Here is an 18,259-nt window from a genome sequence, read left to right on the forward strand (position 1 = left end):
GTGGGCGCTCGGTTGGCCGCTTATGAGGAAGCTCGGCAACGGAGCCTTCCTGTATTTTTCCCGGATGGCACTCTGATTACAGGCCGTACGATGGACGARAATGCCCTCTACCACTATTATATAAGTGAAGTGTACGATCCCTGCTCRGCSATGCCRCTCGACTTTGAYGCCTGGCGTCTCGCGCATTACGGCAAAACCAAAATGGAGTCGTTCCGGGATTACTGGAAAACAAGCGGCGATTTTATCCTTAAAGGCAATTACGCCGACGAAGTCAACGCGGGCGGGGTTGGCGGAAGTATACTTCTAGGTCTGACTGGTGCCGATCTTCCCATGGATGTCCGCGATTTATTCCACAATCTCACGAACTGGGAGTGGAGCTGGGGACATGCGGGAGAAACGGGGTTAAATATGTTATCCTTCTTCCCTGTCGTCGGCGCACTTAAAAATTTGCGTTTTGTAGACGAACTCACTGACATCGCCGATGTCGTCAAGGAACTCAAAAAGATGGGCGCCGTGAAGTATACCGGAAGCTCTGGAGCCATTCAAGTCCTTCAAAAGCTGCCTGATGGCTCCTATCTGGTGCTTGATGAAAGCGGCAAGCTCATTAAGAAGCTGGATAATGAAGCTGCTGCTTTTGATGAACTCGGGATTAAGATTGCTGAGGGGACGGGTAAAGCTAGCTATTCTCCTAAATTAGAAGGTCACATCAAATACATTGACCCTGAAGTACCTAGAAGCCGAGGTATTGGCGGTGCGCACAATAAAGTAGAATTCTACAAGAACGATGTTAACGTATTGAATGTTGAGAAGCACCCATCAATGCCAGGAGTTGAAAAAGTCACATACCAAATCCCTTCCATAGATGGAAAAACGGGTGAAATTACTGGATGGAAAGCAAAAGAATATGTAAAAACTATCTATGATCCAAAGGTCATATCTGATGAGGAGTATATTAAATTTGGCAAAGAGGCGGCAAACAATGCTCTTTCTAAAGGGAAACTGGGAAGAGAGTGGGAAGGTTACGATAGCAATGGTGTTAAATGGATGGGCTATGCTGATTCAGATGGAAAAGTAACATCCTTTTTTCCGGAATTTTAGTAGAGAGGAATTTATAAATATGAGGAGTAAGTTGCAGGAAAAAGATCTGTTAGAACAAATTCATTTTCCAGTAATCGCTTTTTTTAATACTGTTCCTAGTTCAAACTTTATGAGGACGGTTGAGCAAATGTCAGTAGGCATTGGCACTGGAATAAATGCGGTAGATTGTTCATTTCCAGATGATGTTGAAGAAGATGAGGAAAAGTTTGATGGTGTCAGGTTCTCTGTACATGATGAAGAAGTAATTTTAAACTATGTGACATTTTATTATTATCTAAATCTGGCATGCAAAAACTATGTAGATGCATTTCCTGATGACCGTAATGAGTTGGAGAACTATCTGTCTAGTATTAGGAAACGATATTTGCATTAGTTTCTCGTAAAGAGGTCTATTGGGGCTACCCAGTGCCGAACGAACCCATCAATCAACCAATAACACATCTAACCCATGTAAATCAAATTGAACTAATATTCCACATGCGAGTATAACAACTCCATGTGGTTTCTTTTTGTTCAAAAAAATATAAGACAAGCTTTTGCAAGAATTATTTCGATCAGTTGAAGAACAATCACAGTTATAATTCAGCTGTCGATGCATACGAAAAGCAGAATCCTTCGGCTATCAAACATGCCAATAAAGAACTGGAATCAATTATAATCATAAGATGAAATAAGCATTTAGATTTTCTTTTATAAAAGAGAATTGATCTTTTTACCGATTTCGCCGATGAAGTCAATGCTGGCGGGGTGGGCGGAACCATCCTTTTAGGTCTCACTGGCGCCGATCTTCCCATGGATACTCGCGATCTATTCCACGAACTTTCACTTCTTTTTGGTTACAGACATTGGCAAATCCTCAAAAACACCAATAATCTATAAAATAAAGCTCGTATTAAAAAAAGTGGGAGCGGAATAAACCTATGACAATCAGCGCCTTCATACTTGAACCGCAAAATGATTTTGAAAGAAGCTTTTTCATCCCAATAGCTACTGAAGCTTTTTTCAAACGGTGTTGGCTTCCCGCTATCCAATCGTTAAACTTACAATGGACTGCCATTTTTTCAACAGGCATTAATGTAGAGAAAGAGGATGTGCCCAGTATCTGTGGCGAGCTTCATCAAATTCAAAAATGGGCAGCTCAACATTTAGAGCAAGAGGAACACACAAAATTATCTGAAAGAATTACTAGGCTGCTGCAAGAACTCCCCCAAGCTTTTCAACGTGAAAATGCTGTTGTGTTTATTGGGTAAGCCTTATATCCATCCCCAATCCTCTTCCCCATTCAAAAAAAACACCCGCAGCCTGAACGCCATTTGTAAGGCCTCCAAACTAACGGGTGCACGTTCATTTTTCTAAAAGACTTCTTTCCAAACCCCTTTACTGCTTAGCAACTGTAACGTAATCAAAGTCTGGCAATAATGTTCCTGTTGCGTCTCCCAACTGATCTTTATTGTCACCATTCACCTTGACGTACTTGATTTGAATGTCGGCACCTGCATTAATGGCATCACTAAACCTTACGGAGTAACGATCAGTAAAGTCTATTCCAACACCTGACCACATCAGCTGCGAATTGCTATCATAACCACTCGTGTGGAACAAAATACTGCCTCTGAGTGCATATTCGATACCATCTACCTTTAATACAAAACCAGCTCCTACTCCCAAGTTGCCAATTTCATATCCGTTCTCAAAAATGAGCTTAATCTGTCCTGTGCTTCTTGTATATACAGCCGTAGGACTGCCTGGTTCTGCAATTTGTACAGCAGAGGTGGATACAAGCTCAATAGGGTAAGAGTCTTTCGCATAATCGACTATTCCTGCTGTATTAATGCGTATTTCAGCATCTCCTTGCGGCAATGCGGTATCAAACTTAATAAGATAAGCCATATCCGTTAATGAGTAGCTATATGAAATGCTTGACGGAGAGAAGCTACCCTGTCCCGCTATATTCATCACAAAGTCTTCTTTCGTCAATCCTCTGATCTCGTTATCATCGGGGTTCCAGCTTGGATTAATCATGACTTTGGCCGACTTGCGATCCGAGCCGATTTTGACAGTTGCCGCATATACGGAAAGCGAATTAATTCGTTTATTCGAAAAAGCAGCCACTTTATTTCGGGCATCCGTTAGATCCCGCAGCGTAGAACCCTGATAACTGATCGCAAGTACACTAGCATCCGATTCCGATATGCCACTTACTCCAAGTTTGACGTATGATTTAACAATTCCATAAAGAGATTCTGAGTTGTGCAAGCTCACCTCTTGTATCTGGCCCGCACTCAAAGCAAACTCGCTCGCAGCAGGCACAGCACTGCTATCTAGCTTTTTATCGAAATAGACATAGACGGTATCGCGCGATTTATTAATGAATTTAGAGCTGTCATACGACTTTGGCGGAGTGGAATCCAACGCCCCTATCGTTTCCCGATCAAACAGAATCGTTGTGACCTTGCTTGACGTATACTGATTCACCGTATCCATAATAGCAAATTCAATTCGCAGTTCTCCTTGAGTTGCTGCGGAAGGTGCTACTCCAGTATTAAATTCCTGCACTTGATTGACATCTGCTGCTTCAATCTTAAAGTAAGGCCACACATTTCCTTGCACGATGTCGTTATTCACACCCGCATGCCCTTCAATAACAGCCTTTACATCAGACTTCCAGCGTCCATTCATTGCATTAACTACCATATACAGTTCAGCTGGCTTATTTAGCGCATACTTGACGCGAATCGTGCCATCCTTTACATAAGCTTGCGGATAATTAGCAACAAAATAGGGATCAATAAAATTTTCAATCACGACATCATTGCTTCCAACCGCTCTGACAATCACTTCATATTCTTTCGTTCCGAAGGCTTTGCCGCCCAAAACCGCTGTCAGCTTGGCGAACTTGTCATTTTGGCTGTCTCTTGCGACGATACCCGTATTCGAAACCGCTTGCTCATTGTCCGACGTCCAGGATATAGTCACGCCCGGGAAAGCGGGCAAAGCCGCTGGCAGCGTCAGATTGGATACAACACCCATCTTGCTTTTATTGCTGCCAAGATAGACAGACTCAATTCCCGCGAATACTTCATCGGCATTGACTGCTTTCTCTACCGGGCCAAATGCTGGGCTTAGCGCCGAGCCGCTTACTTGCTGCTCATCAGCAGAAGCAAGCACCCGAATGTATTTTCCACCTTCCGCTGGCGTGAGTATATAGCTGGAAGAGGAAGCACCTGTAATCGGAGCATAAAAACCTTGCTCTGTATCTGAGGAATACCACTGGTAAACTACATTTTGATTAGCTGGTGCCCCCTCGTAATGAAGTGTTCCAGCAGTTAGCTCACTTCCAAATGCAAGGTCCCCTGTAATTGCGCCAATCGTCTGCAGGACGACCGTGCCAAGCGGACGATAAGTCAGCCATACCGTTGTGTCAGAAAAACCTTCCTTCGACAATACCAGCTTGAATGGTGTAACCACATCCGGCTGTTCAATAGCAAGCTTCAGAACAAAGCTTCCCTCCTGATGCTCCGCTGTCAATCCTTCACCAAACACAGGATTGTACGTTGAATCGTTGACGGTCAATCCCACATTCGAAGTATCTGTCAACAGCTGGCCATTACTGTCCGTCAAACTAATGACGGCATACAAGGCATGTTCGCCTTCGGAGTCTGCTTGCAGAGCCGCTTGAGCCGTGAGCGCTGCGCTGTATTGATTTTGGACAACGAGAGACGGCTGAATTGCACCGATGCTTACGCTTGCGCTATTTTGTCTCTCAGCCTCCTCTAGCTGTGTTTCGCTGGCGATGAGCGCTCCTTCATAGTTCGCGAGCTTGATGCCAAAAGCCGGTGGAAGAACCGACACAATTGCGCTGGCCGTATAACCTCCGTCCGCTGTTGTTACCGTAACCGTTCCAGTACCGAAGGCTTTGGCTGTGACAACGCCTGTCTCGCTCACAGCGATTATATCCACGCTGCCTTCCGCAATGCTCCATATCAGGTTTTTATTCGCAGCGTTTGCCGGAGCTACCGAGGCTGTAAGCTGCTTGCTCTGACCCACATTAAGCGAAAGCTGTGCAGGATTAACTGTAACTCCGCTAACCGCAACGCTCTGACCGCCGCTATTGCTGCCTCCGCCGTTTGAACCACCTGATGAACTACCCGTTGAACTGCCGCCAGCGCTACTCGTTGAGCCGGATGGCTGCACGATCGCACCATTTACGGTCACGGTGAAGTTAGCGCCGCCTGCCTGCGTTACTTTTTCAACCGAGGCACCGCCTGTAATAGTCGTTGCGGCTCCAGCTACCAGCTCTTTAATACTGCCGGAAGCTGTAATTTCAACGTCCGCTGCCTGATTCACAACTTTCGTGAAGCTGCCATCCAGCTTGATCTCCTGCCCTGCCAAAATATCTGCCGGAATTTCCACCGTTTCAAACCCGCCCCCTGTAAGCTCCTTCGTTACAAGCATAGCGCCGCTTTCCAAAATCGTTACCGACACAGAGGTGCTGCCCGTCGCAAGAACGCGCACCTTTCCGTTATATTTATTGACGACCAAAGCCCCTTTTACATCGACATTATTAAAAATAATCGAGTGCTCGCCCCCGCCTTGCACATACACGCCACCTGTAATCGTAACGTTGTCGAGCGTAACTTCACCTTCGCCAACACCTTGGGCAATATACAGGTCGCCCGTGATCGTCATATTTTTCAAAAAGACATCCGTCGTATTAATCAACAGATTCCCTTGCACATCCTGCGAATATTCACCGGAAACAGAGATAAGCTCCTCTACCAGATGATCAAAAAGCGTAACCGCCTCTGCGCGTGTCAGATTGGCTTTCGGCTGAAACGTGCCGTCCGGTCTGCCGCCAATGACCGCTTTTTCAACCAAGCCTTGAACAGCCCCCTTCGCCCAAGCGGCAATTTGGTCGCTATCCTTGAAGGTTAAGACCCCTGCTTGCTCCCCCGTCTGAAAAGCTTTCGCCAACATGACAGCTGCTTCTTGGCGCGATATTTGGCTGTCCGGCAAAGCTTTGCCGTTAGAGCCTTTGAGCACGCCAGCTGCATATAATTTGGCAATAGCATCGTAGTGCCATTGATTAGTACTCACATCAGAAAATGAACTACCCTTTGAATTAACATATTTCATCACATTATTAATCATAGTTGCGAATTCCGCTCTCGTTACCGAATCATTAGGACGGAATGCACCGTTGTTTCCCTTCACGACGCCGTAGCTGCTCCACTGCTCTATCGCGCTGCGTCCCCAATGGCCGTTCGTGTCATTAAATGCGGCCGTTGCAGTTGTCGGCGTCGAACTAGCGCCTTGCTCTGCCGCCGATGCAGCAAGTGCAGGAACTACGCCAGAGAACATAGTCAGAAACGCTGTGCTTAGTGCAATGATCTTTCTGGATAAAGCCTTCTTCATGATTTCCCAATCTCCCCACTATATTTTTCTCCTACTGTATTGCAAGACTTCAAAACACAACCTTATACCTATAAAAAGTTAGGAAAAAGGAGTATTAAAGACCCACATACTAGTATATTCGGATGATATATGGCGAAATTAAAGGTTTTCCATAAAATTCATTAGCACTAAATCATTTGTACCCTATTAATGTTCACTAAATCTTCATATTATTTAAGTACCATAAAAAAATGGTACTATTTTATGCATGCCTGTAGCCTTAAAATAAAATTATTTCAATTTATAAATTATCTCTAATCGTAATTTTGCAAACATTCACAAAATAAATATGCAACTCGCAGCAAGGAGCTGATCAAATGAGCAAAGCACGCAGTATGCTTAACCTATTAGCCGCATTCATGGCACTTTTAACCTTCTATTTTTTAATGACAAAGCAGCAGCTGTTCGGTTCGCAGTGGCTTATTGGGTTTGCAAGCAGCCTGGCAGGCTCAATTCTAAGCTTATGCGGCCCGTTTCAGGCTAGAAAACAATCCATTGGGTACGCAGCTGTCGCATGGGTCAACTTCCTGCTGTTCGGCTGGTACATTTTTATGTTTTCACCGCTCGCCGTGCTTTTTTTCGGACCTTAAGCTCACTTACCCATGCATGAACAGCTCCGTTAGCCAAGGCAGCAGCGCCAGCGAGATAAAGGCGGTCGCGATCATCGCAATGCTCGCAATCGATCCCGGAACAAGCCCAAACTCAAACGCTTTATGAGCACCAGCGCTATGCGCGCTGCTCCCCATTAGAACCCCTTTTGCGATATCGCTGCGAATGCGTGCCATTCGAATAACGAGCGGCCCGATAATCGTGCCAAGGATGCCTGTAAGCAGCACGAAAATAGCCGTCAAGGTAGAAATGCCGCCGATCATATCATTAATGGCCAGCGCAATCGGCGTTGTCGTCGAGCGCAGCAGCAGCGAGTCAATCAGGCTATCGCTCAGCTTCAGCGAACGGCTGAACAACAGCGCCACCAGCATGCCGACAATCCAGCCCGATAGAACGCCCGCAATAATTTCAAGCACATGCTTTTTCATAATAGCTGCATTCTTATACATAGGAACCGCCAAAGCAATCGTTGCCGGGCCAACCATGCTGCTGAGCAAATGGCCGCCTTCATTATAATTTTGATAAGGGATTTTCCCTAATGCCAGAATAAGAATGACGGCAATCGGTGTCACAAGCAGCGGAGACAGCAGCAGCATGGGCTTCAAGCGATGAAGCCGCTTTGCTCCCCAATAAATGCCTACTGTCAGCAAAATATAGATCAGCGCCATCATCCTCTTCCCCGCTCTTTCCTGCTCGCTACGAATTGCGTCATTACGCCAGCGCACACCATGACGAGAATAGAAGTCACCACAATAACGAGCAAAATTTGCACGCCGCTTCCCAGCAATAAATCTTTAAACTGCATCATGCCCGCAGCAGGAGGAATGAAAAACAACAGCATTTCCGCCACCAGCCACTTCGAGCCCAGCTCGACCCATTCCACCTTGATCACTCTAAAATGCAGCAGCAGAAAGACGAGAATCAGCCCCAAAATGCTTCCCGGCACCTTCAAATGCAGCCAAACCGATAATCCATTAAGCGTCCAAAACAGTGCTACAAAAAAGAGAACCTGGACGAGTCCAAGTGTTATTTTTCTTATCATGCGTATAGCCCCTTCCTTCATCCAGTGTATACCTGCGAATTGACATAGGTAAAATGAATAATTAGAATGATCTGTATTGATATTATCTATGCCAGAAAAATAGGAGTGCCTGAATGGACATTCGTCATTTGGAATATGTGCTGGAGGTCGTGCGCCATGAAAGCTTCACGAAAGCAGCCGAGGCACTGCATATTACGCAGCCTACCATTAGCAAAATGATTAAAAACCTGGAGGATGAGCTGCAGACTCCCCTATTCATTCGATCCGGGAAAAAAGTGCAGCTGACCGATGCAGGTCAAGCTATCGTAGCCCAGTCGCAGGATATTGTCCGCCTGTTCAAAACCTTGCAAAACGAGCTTAACGATGTAACTGATTTTCGCAAAGGGCTGGTGCGCATTGGCCTCCCGCCGATGATCAGCTCGATTATGTTCCCTGAGATCGTCAGCCTGTTCGTGAAGCGCTATCCCGGACTGACGATTCGGCTGATCGAGGAGGGCTCGCTGACCGTAGAGGCCGAAGTAGCTAGCGGCGCCATTGATGCCGGGATTGTCATGATGCCTGTGAGAAATGACCAATTCGAGGTTTTTCCGGTTCAAAATGCAAGCCTTAGAGTCGTCATGCACCGCCAGCATCCGCTGGCAGGACGCAGCAAGCTGACGCTGCGCGAGCTTGAGCAGGAGGCGTTCATTATGTACCGCGAGGACTTCGCGCTGCATGCCCGCATCATAGACGAATGCGCACGTCTCGGCTTTAAACCCAAAATCATGCTCGAAAGCTCCCAGTGGGATTTTATTTGTGAAACGGTGGCGGTTGGACTCGGCATCGCTCTGCTGCCCGAAGCCATTTGCCAGAAACTCGATACGTCCCGCATCCGCACGATTGCTATGGTAGATCCCGTCATTCCTTGGAATCTTGCGATGATCTGGCGTCGAGACGGGTATTTATCGTTTGCCGCCCAAGAATGGATACGGTTTACGAAGGCTTATTTTGAATCGAAGGGGTCTTGATTTACCAATTTATTGAAAATTATCATAGCGGCTTCTTCCATAAAGAAGGATTCACGCGATTTTTGTCGAATGCTATCTTTAAAATATAAGACATTTTAAGTGAAGAGCTTATAGATGAGCTTATAAATGGACTTATATTTCTACGCGATGAAGGAGGCGACAGGCTATGGCTGGACCTTATATCTTCATTTTCACCGGTACTAGCGGATCTGGAAGAAAAACGATGGCTCACCGGATTGGCAAGGAACTTGGCATCAAGCATGTCAGCTCTTACACAACACGCCCTCCACGAGATTCTGAGCCGCCTGACCGCGACTATCACTATATTGAGCAAGAACGATTTGACCGGATGAACGCAAGCGGCGATTTTATTGAAACCGCCGTTATCCATAAGCATCATTATGGAATCCGCACTCATGAGCTTACTGACTTACTGAGCGAGGGCAAGCATGTGTATATGATTCTCAACAGCGATGGCGCTTCGCTGATCAAGAAGCTGTACGGCGAGCAAGTCGTCCGCATCTTCCTGTACGTAGAGAAACGCACCGTCATTGAGCGGCTGGAGGCGAAGGGGCTTCCTGCGGAGGTTATCAACAGCTACATGTCGATTTACACCGAAGAGGTCGTCTACCGCAAGCAATGTGAGCATGTGCTGGAAAATCTCGACCTGAATCGCACGATGATGAAAATTCGCGAGGCGATTCAATCGCATTTATAATTACAAAAACGGGTACTGCTCTACAATCAGAGCAGTACCCGTTATTTATTTTAATAAAAGCTGCTTCCTTCTCGATTAGTCTCCGCCCTCATGCCACAGCTCCAGCGGCAGACCGACTAGCGCTTTGCCGATCCACTCTCTTGCGATATTGTTGGAAGGCCCCATCGCAATGCCAGCTCTGGCATCTCGAAACAAACGCTCGAATACGCCTTTTTTGTAGCCATAACCTCCTGTTACATCCAATGCCGCTTTAGTCGCTTTGTTCGCCACCTCGGCCGCATGCACCTTAAATTCCACCAGCGGCAGCAGCAGCTCTACCTGCGGCCTGCCCTGCGCTTGCAGCTCATCCAGCTGCTTCGCCAATGCTTGCTGCCACGGCTTAAGGCTTTCGATTAAAATTTTCACTTCGGCCAGCTGCTGGCGAATAATTTGATAATCGGCCAGCCGTTTATTGAAATCCCGGTGAACCATGCCTTTCACATAAGCGGTCGCAGCCTCCAGAGCAGCCTCTGCAACGCCCAGCCAGGTTGATCCTAGCCCAATCAGGTATACCGGAGATACGCCGCTCTCCAAAATCTCCCGGCCTTGTCCTTCGATTCCTAATTTGTCCTGAGCCTCAACCCGTACACCCTCATAAGTAATCGGGCCGCTATGGTTGCCTCGCACACCTAATGCATCCCATACGCCAGGTGTAATGCCCGGCAGCTTGCTATCTACAAGGAAAAAGCTAACATCGGTAGGGGTCTGCGCACCAGGCGTCCTCGTCTGGAACACATAAAAATCCGCCTGGCCCGAGCTGGTTGTAAACGACTTCTCGGCATTCAGTATATAATCGTCCCCATCGCGGGAAGCTTCGCTGAAGTTGAACCACCAATGACCGCCCGATGCTTTCTCGCTTGTTGAATAGGTGCCTACAAGCCCCTCGCTTACCGGCACAAGCCAGCGCTCCTTCTGATCGTCGTTGCCGTACAGCGCAATCGTCTGGACGGCGCCCACATGCATCACATATACGAGCGAGGTAGAAGGGCAGCCCTTGCCGATTTCCTCAGCCGCAATCGCGAAGGCGACATGATCCAATCCGCGCCCCTTCCATTGCTCAGGGATCAACACGCCATTCCAGCCAGCTTCAGCCAGTGCTTGCAGATTTTCTTTAGGAAAGCGGCCTTCTCTATCCGTGGTCTCCGCTCTTGGCTTAATCTCCGCTTCTACCAAGCTGCGAATTTCTTCCCTTAGCTGCTCATAGTCAGGCTTAACATGGTCTGCAGTCGATGCTATTTGTACACTCATCTTCATCTCTCCTTAAGTTTCTTATTATTGGGATGCTACGCTCAGCAACGCTGCTTCCTTCTCCCGAACGAGAGGAATCACTTTTTCGCCGAATGCTTGAATGTCTTCATCGTAATGCAGAAAGGCGGTCAGAATGAGGTCCACCCCAATGGCCTTTAGCGCGATGATCTTGTCAGCCACCTGCTCAGCCGTGCCAATGAGACCCGTCTTAAAGCCATCGTTGTACTGCACCAGATCGTTGTAATCCGAGTTCGCCCACATCCCCTCCTTCTCAGGCGAGGCTTTCCCGGCGAACTGCACTTGACTGCGGAAACCTTCTACAGCCTCGGGGTCCGAATACGCAATAATGTCCCTCAGCACCTGCCTGGCCTCTTCTTCCGTATCCCGCACGATGACAAATGCATTTGCCCCTACTCGCAGCTCACGATTATTAGCCGCCGCAGCCGCCTTAACCTCATCAATTTGCGCCTTGAAGCCGTCGATCGTATTGCCATTCATAAAATACCAATCCGATACTAGAGAGGCCATCTTTCGTGCTGCCGAGGAATTGCCACCTTGAAATACGGGTGGAATGACGCTCGGCTTCGGCTTCAGGGGTGCGGAGTTAAGGCGGTAGAAATCGCCGCGGAAGGAAGCTTCATCCTGCGACCACAGCTCTTGCAGCACGCGGATAAATTCCTCCGACCTGCGGTAGCGCTCGTCGTGATCCAGCCATGGCTCGCCATAGCCATGAAACTCTCCCTTAAACCAGCCGCTGACGATGTTAACGGCAGCCCTTCCATGGCTGATATGATCAATAGTTGAAATCATTTTGGCTACTGTCCCCGGATGCCATAAACCCGGCAATACAGCCGCAATCAATTTAATCTTTGAGGTCACTGCCGCCAGCGCAGAAGCCAGACTAATCGCCTCCAACTGATTGTCTGCTCCATAACTGGCAATGAAACGGGTCTGGAGCAGCGCAAATTCGAAGCCCGCTTCTTCTGCAATCTGCGCATATCTCGCATTATCATCGAACGACCATCCGGTTTTTTGCGGAATTTTGGAGATGACCAAGCCTCCGCTTACATTTGGCACCCAATAAGCAAATTTCAAAGTCATTTTACTCACCTCTACTGATTTTTTAGTCAAGAGGATAGCCTGCGCTATCCCTCCTTGCGGCCCAATTTTTGCGCACGAAAAAGACACCTGAAGCTTTACTTAAATCAGGTGCCTTTAGTGGTCTAATCGGCAGTTTTTGATAATGAAACGTTTTTAAAAAAAGAAAGCATTTAATTCCGATAAAATTAATCGTATTTGATATTTATAATAGCTAATCACGCTAGCAATGCAACCGCCATTTATAGCGAATTTGTTGGATATCCTACATTTAGCGTATGGAATAGCAGGGATCAAAACAATAATCCACTTTGCAGCTGAATCTGTAGTGAGCTTATTTTTGCAGCCCCATTGCCGCATACGTTCCCGAAAGGGAGAGGCGTGTAAGCTGGAGGGCAATGTAACGCGGGGAATAAATCATCCGCTGGTCAAGCCAGCTTTGGATAATGCCCATAATGGATGCGCTCATATAATCGAGCAGCAAGTCCATAGGAACCATCATCTTCTTCTCCAGGCTCATCGCTGATATTTGGGCATAGCAGCTTTCCCGAATGACATCTGCCATTTTCACCCCGAAAGCTTCGCTCGGCTTTTTAGCAAACATCGCGCTATAGAAGCTTTCATTGTCCGCAATATGCTCGAATAAAGCGAGAAAATAAGGATCAGGCGCTTCAAAACCCGGCTGCTCGCGCTCCGGCTTCGCGAGCTCATGCTCCATAAGAATGCGCAGGGCAGAAAACTTTTGTTCCACGATTTTATCCAGCAAATCATACTTATCCAAATAGTGGGCATAGAACGTTGAGCGATTCACATTGGCTTTCTCCGTAATATCCTTAATGATAATGCTTGAAAACTCCTTCTCCATCATGAGCTTCACAAATGCATCGATAATCGTCTGGCGCGTGCGTTGAATACGGCGATCAACAGAATGAGCGTTTGAATGTTCCATCTGATGAACTTCAGTCCTCCTCCGCTTAGTCCGACACATGAATTGAATATGTTGGAAAAATAGGCTATGGGCAAAGCACGGCAACATATGGCCGCTTAATGTTGGTTTAGCAATAAAAGCAGGCAGATTGTTTGTTGCTGCCTTCAGGTTACTAGCTATAATAATAAATAAATCAAACTAAATCAATTGGTTTTTGCGAGATTAAAAAAGCAAGGGTTTACCCATGAAAGGAGACCAGCTTCAGTGCGGGGAGGACATTTTCTTCAAAGCTTGAATGATGGGAGAAGCGTATGGCTTGGAGGAGAGAAGCTAAGTGATTTGCCTGCCCATCCAGCCTTCAAAGGCACGCTTGAGACGATCAAAACCTTATTTAATCAACTCGACGACCCGGAAGTGCGGGATAAAATCGGCTTTCAAGTTCCAGGGACCGACCGCTATGCCCACAGCTCCTTCCTTGTGCCCTATACTTCTGAGCAGCTTGCGAAACGCAGCGAGTCGTTTGCCTTCTGGTCACAGGAAACGCACGGCATGATGAGCAGGCTGTCCGACTATGCACGGTCGATGGTAACCGGCTGGTATGCGGCAAGATCCGAGCTGGGTCAGCTTGATCCCCATTTCGAATCCAAAATCACCGCCTATTATGAGAAAGCGCGGGATCAGGATTTATTTTTGACCACCGCCATTATCGACCCGCAGATTGACCGATCCAGCAGTTTGGAAGACAGCCGCATCTCTGAACGTTTTCTGCATGTGGTGAAGGAGACGAGCGAAGGCATCGTCGTACGGGGTGCCAAAATGATTGCGACAGGAGCGCCCTATACCCATGATTTCCTCATTTTCTCCTTTCTTAAATTCAAGTCTGAGGAGCGCAAGCACGCTCATGTGCTGATCGTACCGGCTAACTCGCCAGGGCTGCATATTGTGTGCCGGGAATCCTTCGCGGACGGCAGAGAGCAGAATCATATTTTGAGCTCCCGTTATGACGAGATGGATGCGGTGCTATTTTTCGATGATGTGCTCATTCCTTGGGAAAGGGTGCTGCTGCACGGTGATTCCGAGAAGGTGCTCGCGCTCAGAGCGAACAAGACAGCCAATGCGCTGGCTTTCCATCAAAATGTTGTGCGCTATGTCGCCAAGCTCGAATTTGTAACCGGCATTGCATTCGCGATTGCGGAGGCGATTGGCGCCAATGGCTTTCTGCATGTGCAGGAAAAGCTCGGGGAGCTGCTGACACAAATTTCGGTCATGAAGGCGCTTGTCATCGCCTCCGAGACACAGGCCCGGCCCGATGCTGCCGGCGTGCTCGTTCCGGATATTTCCTACATTGATGCAGCTCGCAATATTGGAACGAAGTTTTACCCGCGAGCCATTGAAATTGTCCAGCAGGTCGGTGGCGGCGGGTTTGTGCAGGCACCCGCAGGCGTCGAGGACTTTTATGGCCCCATCTCGAAGCTGATGCATCTTTATTTTGAGGGTGCCTCCGTCAGCGCCGAGAAGAAGGTCCAGTTGTTCAAGCTGGCCTGGGATTTGGTCGGAAGTCCGCTCGGGTCACGGCATGAGCTGTATGAGCGTTTCTATGCCGGCGATCCCGTCCGGGCTTATGCCAACCAATATCTCGGCTTTGATAAGGAAAGCCTGACAGACCCCGTCTGGCGGCTGCTTAAGGAAAGCAGCAAGCGCTGAATGACAAGTTTGCGATAAAGCAACGATTTTAATAAAGGAGGCCACTACGGCATGGAAATATTCTGGTTTATTCCCACACATGGCGACGGGCGATATTTAGGAACACGCGAGGGAGCGCGGGCCGTCAGCTACTCCTATTGCAAGCAAATTGCCCAAGCAGCGGATGAGCTCGGCTACAGCGGCGTTTTGCTGCCGACGGGCAAATCCTGTGAGGACGCCTGGGTCGTCGCCTCCAGCCTCATCCCCGTTACAGAACGGTTGAAATTTCTGGTGGCGGTCAGGCCCGGGCTCGTATCGCCTACCCTTGCCGCACGCATGTCCGCGACGCTAGACCGCTTCTCCAACGGTCGATTGTTGATTAATGTCGTAGCGGGCGGCGATCCCGTAGAGCTGGCTGGAGACGGCCTTTTCCTCAGCCACGATGATCGGTATGCGTTGACAGACGAGTTTCTAGAGGTGTGGCGCAAGGAGCTCGAAGGGGAATCGGTGGATTTTGCAGGCGAGCATATCCGGATCGAAGGAGGCAAGGCGCTGTACCCATCGATTCAAAAGCCCTACCCTCCGCTCTATTTCGGCGGCTCCTCGGAAGCAGCCATGGAGGTCGCGGCTGAGCATGTCGATGTGTATTTAACATGGGGCGAGCCGCCTCAGCAGGTCGAGGAAAAAATCACCCGGATGCGGAAGCTCGCAGCCGCACAGGGCCGAACACTGCGGTTCGGCATTCGCCTGCATGTCATTGTCCGTTCTACTGATGAAGAAGCATGGAAGGCTGCAAATGAATTGATTCAGCATTTAGATGAAGATACGATTGCTTCTGCCCAGCAAATTTTCGCCAGAATGGACTCTGAGGGCCAGAAGAGGATGGCGCAGCTGCACGCCGGCGACCGCTCCAAGCTGGAGATCAGCCCTAATCTGTGGGCGGGCATCGGACTTGTTCGCGGCGGCGCAGGTACGGCCCTGGTCGGAAGCCCGGACAGCGTAGCTGCACGCATGAAAGAATACTCGGAGCTGGGCATTGAAACGTTTATTTTGTCAGGCTATCCGCATCTGGAGGAAGCTTACCGAACAGCCGAGCTGCTCTTTCCGAAGCTGCCCTTAAACCTTAGGGATACCGAAAGCAACCCTTCCTTCATCAGCCCGTTCGGCGAAATGATCGCCAACAATGAAATACCGGGCGGGGAGAAGCTGTCGGCGAAGCGATGAAATGACGAAATAGCCTTCGTTTCAGAAGTAGAAATCCTGAGTCTGAATGAAAAAGAAGCTTGCCCCGGCAATCTATGCCAGAGCAAGCTTCTTTCTGATTTCAAGTGCTGCTTATATTCAAGTTCTACTTAATAAAACCAAGCAGCATTTCGCGAATGACCTTCGCCGCAACGATTTGCGTTTGCTCCGTCGGGTCGTAAGCTGGCGCTACCTCGACAAGGTCGCAGCCCACAACGTTCACACCGGAAGCCGCGATAGCGTGAACCGCTTCGATCAGCTCTTTCGATGTGATGCCGCCTGCTTCTGCTGTGCCCGTGCCCGGCGCTGCCGAAGGATCAAGCACATCGATGTCGATCGTCAAGTAAACCGGACGTCCTGCCAGCTCCGGAAGCACTTTTTTCAAAGGCTCCAGCACCTCGAACGGGTGGAAATTAATGTTCTCGCGAGCATATTGGAACTCCTCGCGCGAGCCCGAACGAATACCGAATTGGTAAATGTTTTTGCCGCCAAGCAGTCCTGCTGCTTTGCGCAGCGGCGTGGAGTGCGACAAAGGCTCGCCTTCGTAGCTTTCACGCAGATCCGCATGCGCATCAAAATGAATGATCGCAAGATCCGGATATTTCGCATACACCTCTTGGAAAATCGGCCAAGATACGAGATGCTCGCCGCCCATTCCGACTGGCATTTTGCCATCGTTCAGTACGCCGCGCACAAATTCGCCGATGATTTCAAGGCTGCGTGCCGCGTTGCCGAATGGCAGCAGCAGGTCGCCTGCATCGAAGTATTCAATCTCTTCGAGGCTGCGGTCAAGATACGGGCTGTATTCTTCCAGGCCAATCGATACTTCGCGAATGCGCGGAGGGCCGAAGCGCGAGCCTGGACGGAAGCTGACGGTGAAATCCATCGGCATGCCGTAGATGACTGCTTTGGAAGCCGCATAATCCTCAGAGCTCAGGATGAAGACGTTGCCGGAATATTTTTGATCGAGTTTCATGAGGGCTTGTCCTCGCTTTCTGTACGTTTGCTTATTTAATCAGGTCTTCCACAAATTTAGGCAGCACGAATGCCGCTTTGTGAAGGCGCGGAGTGTAATATTTCGTATCGATCTCGGCGATCGACGCTTCGTCAACCTCAAGCGGATCGTATTTTTTGCTGCCCAGCGTAAATGTCCACAGGCCGCTTGGATACGTAGGAATGTTCGCACCGTATACACGCACGATTGGGAACACTTCTTTCACATCCTTGTTGACGCTTTGGATCAGGTCCGCTTTAAACCAAGGGTTGTCCGTCTGAGCAACGAAAATGCCATCTTCCTTCAGCGCTTCGTAAATGCCTTGATAGAAGCCGCGTGTGAACAGGTTGGCTGCAGGGCCAACTGGCTCTGTGGAGTCAACCATAATGACATCATACGTGTTTTTGTGATCGTGGATATGCATGAAGCCATCATTCACGATTACTTCTACGCGCGGGTTGTCCAGCTCGCCAGCAATAGTCGGCAAATATTTTTTCGAATATTCGATAACTTTGCCGTCGATGTCAACGAGGACTGCTTTTTTCACCTTAGGGTGTTTCATGATTTCGCGAATAACGCCGCCGTCGCCGCCGCCCACGACGAGCACATGCTCAGGGTTCGGGTGCGTGAACAGGATCGGGTGAGCAACCATCTCGTGGTAAACGAACTCATCCTTCACTGTCGTCATAACCATGCCATCCAATACGAGCATCGTTCCGAATTCTTCCGTCTCAATCATATCGAGCTTTTGAAAGTCTGTTTGTTCCGTAACATAAGTTTCTTTAATCTTCGCCGTAATGCCGAAGCTGTCAGTTTGTTTCTCCGTGTACCACAATTCCATAGCGTGATATCCCTTCTTTCCGTCAATGGTTCAATCTGTATTATAGTAGAACGAGGTCAAAAAGCAACCTTTTAAACCATATCCGCCCAAAAAATTAACACTCCGCTAACATAGGATGAATATAGCCTCCCTGCTTTTTCCATACTAATGAGGAATGATCGTTCATCCGAAGGGAGCACGCTCCATGAACAAGCACAAAATCAAGCCCGCCAAGCCGTCCTTAAGACGCAAGCTTTCTGCGTTTTCTGAACGGTTTTT

Annotated in this window: 16 protein-coding genes; 8 read left to right on the forward strand and 8 right to left on the reverse strand. The window is 48.5% G+C overall.

From position 1 onward, the window contains the following. The 3 genes from ASF12_RS12845 to ASF12_RS12855 form a co-directional block, all read left to right on the forward strand. Nucleotides 1–1,098, forward strand: a 1,098-nt coding sequence (locus ASF12_RS12845; RefSeq protein WP_235533144.1) for an EndoU domain-containing protein, incomplete at its 5' end; no start/stop codon positions are given. Between the two features lie 31 nt (nt 1,099–1,129). After that, nucleotides 1,130–1,471: a ribonuclease toxin immunity protein CdiI gene (cdiI, locus tag ASF12_RS12850; protein WP_235533145.1), complete on the forward strand. Its 342-nt coding sequence runs from the start codon at nt 1,130–1,132 to the stop codon at nt 1,469–1,471. Nucleotides 1,472–2,018: 547 nt separating this feature from the next. Further along, the gene (locus ASF12_RS12855; RefSeq protein WP_056035013.1) at nt 2,019–2,348 is read left to right on the forward strand and encodes a hypothetical protein; all 330 of its coding nucleotides are present in this window, start codon (nt 2,019–2,021) and stop codon (nt 2,346–2,348) included. A gap of 127 nt (nt 2,349–2,475) precedes the next feature. Here the strand turns inward: ASF12_RS12855 and ASF12_RS12860 are convergent, their stop codons facing one another. Beyond that, nucleotides 2,476–6,513, reverse strand: a complete 4,038-nt coding sequence (locus ASF12_RS12860) for an S-layer homology domain-containing protein (protein WP_056035015.1) — start codon at nt 6,511–6,513, stop codon at nt 2,476–2,478. A gap of 356 nt (nt 6,514–6,869) precedes the next feature. On the opposite strand from ASF12_RS12860, the gene ASF12_RS12865 reads away from it, so the two are divergent. Then, nucleotides 6,870–7,142 carry a hypothetical protein gene (locus ASF12_RS12865; protein ID WP_056035017.1) on the forward strand — a complete coding sequence of 91 codons (273 nt, stop codon included), beginning with the start codon at nt 6,870–6,872 and terminating at the stop codon, nt 7,140–7,142. 6 nt (nt 7,143–7,148) lie between these two features. On the opposite strand, the gene ASF12_RS12870 is transcribed toward ASF12_RS12865, so the two are convergent. Both ASF12_RS12870 and ASF12_RS12875 read right to left on the reverse strand, forming a co-directional pair. Further along, on the reverse strand, nt 7,149–7,832 hold the full coding sequence (locus ASF12_RS12870; protein WP_056035020.1) for an LrgB family protein: 684 nt from the start codon (nt 7,830–7,832) through the stop codon (nt 7,149–7,151). Further along, complete coding sequence (locus ASF12_RS12875; protein ID WP_056035023.1) at nt 7,829–8,203, reverse strand: CidA/LrgA family holin-like protein; 375 nt, start codon at nt 8,201–8,203, stop codon at nt 7,829–7,831. Before ASF12_RS12875 ends, ASF12_RS12870 begins: the two co-directional genes overlap by 4 nt. Before the next feature lie 113 nt (nt 8,204–8,316). Between ASF12_RS12875 and ASF12_RS12880 the strand changes: the two genes are divergently transcribed. Then, nucleotides 8,317–9,210: a LysR family transcriptional regulator gene (locus tag ASF12_RS12880; RefSeq protein ID WP_056035026.1), complete on the forward strand. Its 894-nt coding sequence runs from the start codon at nt 8,317–8,319 to the stop codon at nt 9,208–9,210. A 166-nt stretch (nt 9,211–9,376) separates the two neighbouring features. Continuing rightward, entirely contained in the window at nt 9,377–9,928 is a 552-nt protein-coding gene (locus ASF12_RS12885; RefSeq protein WP_056035029.1) for a guanylate kinase, read from the forward strand. Between the two features lie 75 nt (nt 9,929–10,003). Here the strand turns inward: ASF12_RS12885 and ASF12_RS12890 are convergent, their stop codons facing one another. The 3 genes from ASF12_RS12890 to ASF12_RS12900 form a co-directional block, all read right to left on the reverse strand. After that, nucleotides 10,004–11,215, reverse strand: a complete 1,212-nt coding sequence (locus tag ASF12_RS12890; protein ID WP_056035031.1) for an acyl-CoA dehydrogenase family protein — start codon at nt 11,213–11,215, stop codon at nt 10,004–10,006. 24 nt (nt 11,216–11,239) lie between these two features. After that, complete coding sequence (gene sfnG, locus ASF12_RS12895; RefSeq protein ID WP_056035034.1) at nt 11,240–12,316, reverse strand: dimethylsulfone monooxygenase SfnG; 1,077 nt, start codon at nt 12,314–12,316, stop codon at nt 11,240–11,242. Between the two features lie 331 nt (nt 12,317–12,647). Then, nucleotides 12,648–13,262, reverse strand: coding sequence for a TetR/AcrR family transcriptional regulator (locus ASF12_RS12900; protein ID WP_056035037.1), 615 nt, complete (start codon nt 13,260–13,262; stop codon nt 12,648–12,650). Nucleotides 13,263–13,505: 243 nt separating this feature from the next. Between ASF12_RS12900 and ASF12_RS12905 the strand changes: the two genes are divergently transcribed. Further along, on the forward strand, nt 13,506–14,945 hold the full coding sequence (locus ASF12_RS12905; protein WP_056035040.1) for a 4-hydroxyphenylacetate 3-hydroxylase family protein: 1,440 nt from the start codon (nt 13,506–13,508) through the stop codon (nt 14,943–14,945). Between the two features lie 51 nt (nt 14,946–14,996). Beyond that, nucleotides 14,997–16,148 (forward strand): FMNH2-dependent alkanesulfonate monooxygenase, encoded by a 1,152-nt coding sequence (gene ssuD, locus ASF12_RS12910; protein ID WP_056035042.1) that lies wholly within the window; start codon nt 14,997–14,999, stop codon nt 16,146–16,148. Between the two features lie 124 nt (nt 16,149–16,272). Here the strand turns inward: ssuD and speB are convergent, their stop codons facing one another. Both speB and speE read right to left on the reverse strand, forming a co-directional pair. Beyond that, nucleotides 16,273–17,142, reverse strand: a complete 870-nt coding sequence (speB, locus tag ASF12_RS12915; RefSeq protein WP_046229589.1) for an agmatinase — start codon at nt 17,140–17,142, stop codon at nt 16,273–16,275. A gap of 31 nt (nt 17,143–17,173) precedes the next feature. Further along, nucleotides 17,174–18,001, reverse strand: a complete 828-nt coding sequence (gene speE / locus ASF12_RS12920; RefSeq protein WP_046229590.1) for a polyamine aminopropyltransferase — start codon at nt 17,999–18,001, stop codon at nt 17,174–17,176. Nucleotides 18,002–18,259 lie beyond the last annotated feature (258 nt).

Source organism: Paenibacillus sp. Leaf72 (assembly GCF_001422685.1).
Classification (GTDB): domain Bacteria; phylum Bacillota; class Bacilli; order Paenibacillales; family Paenibacillaceae; genus Pristimantibacillus.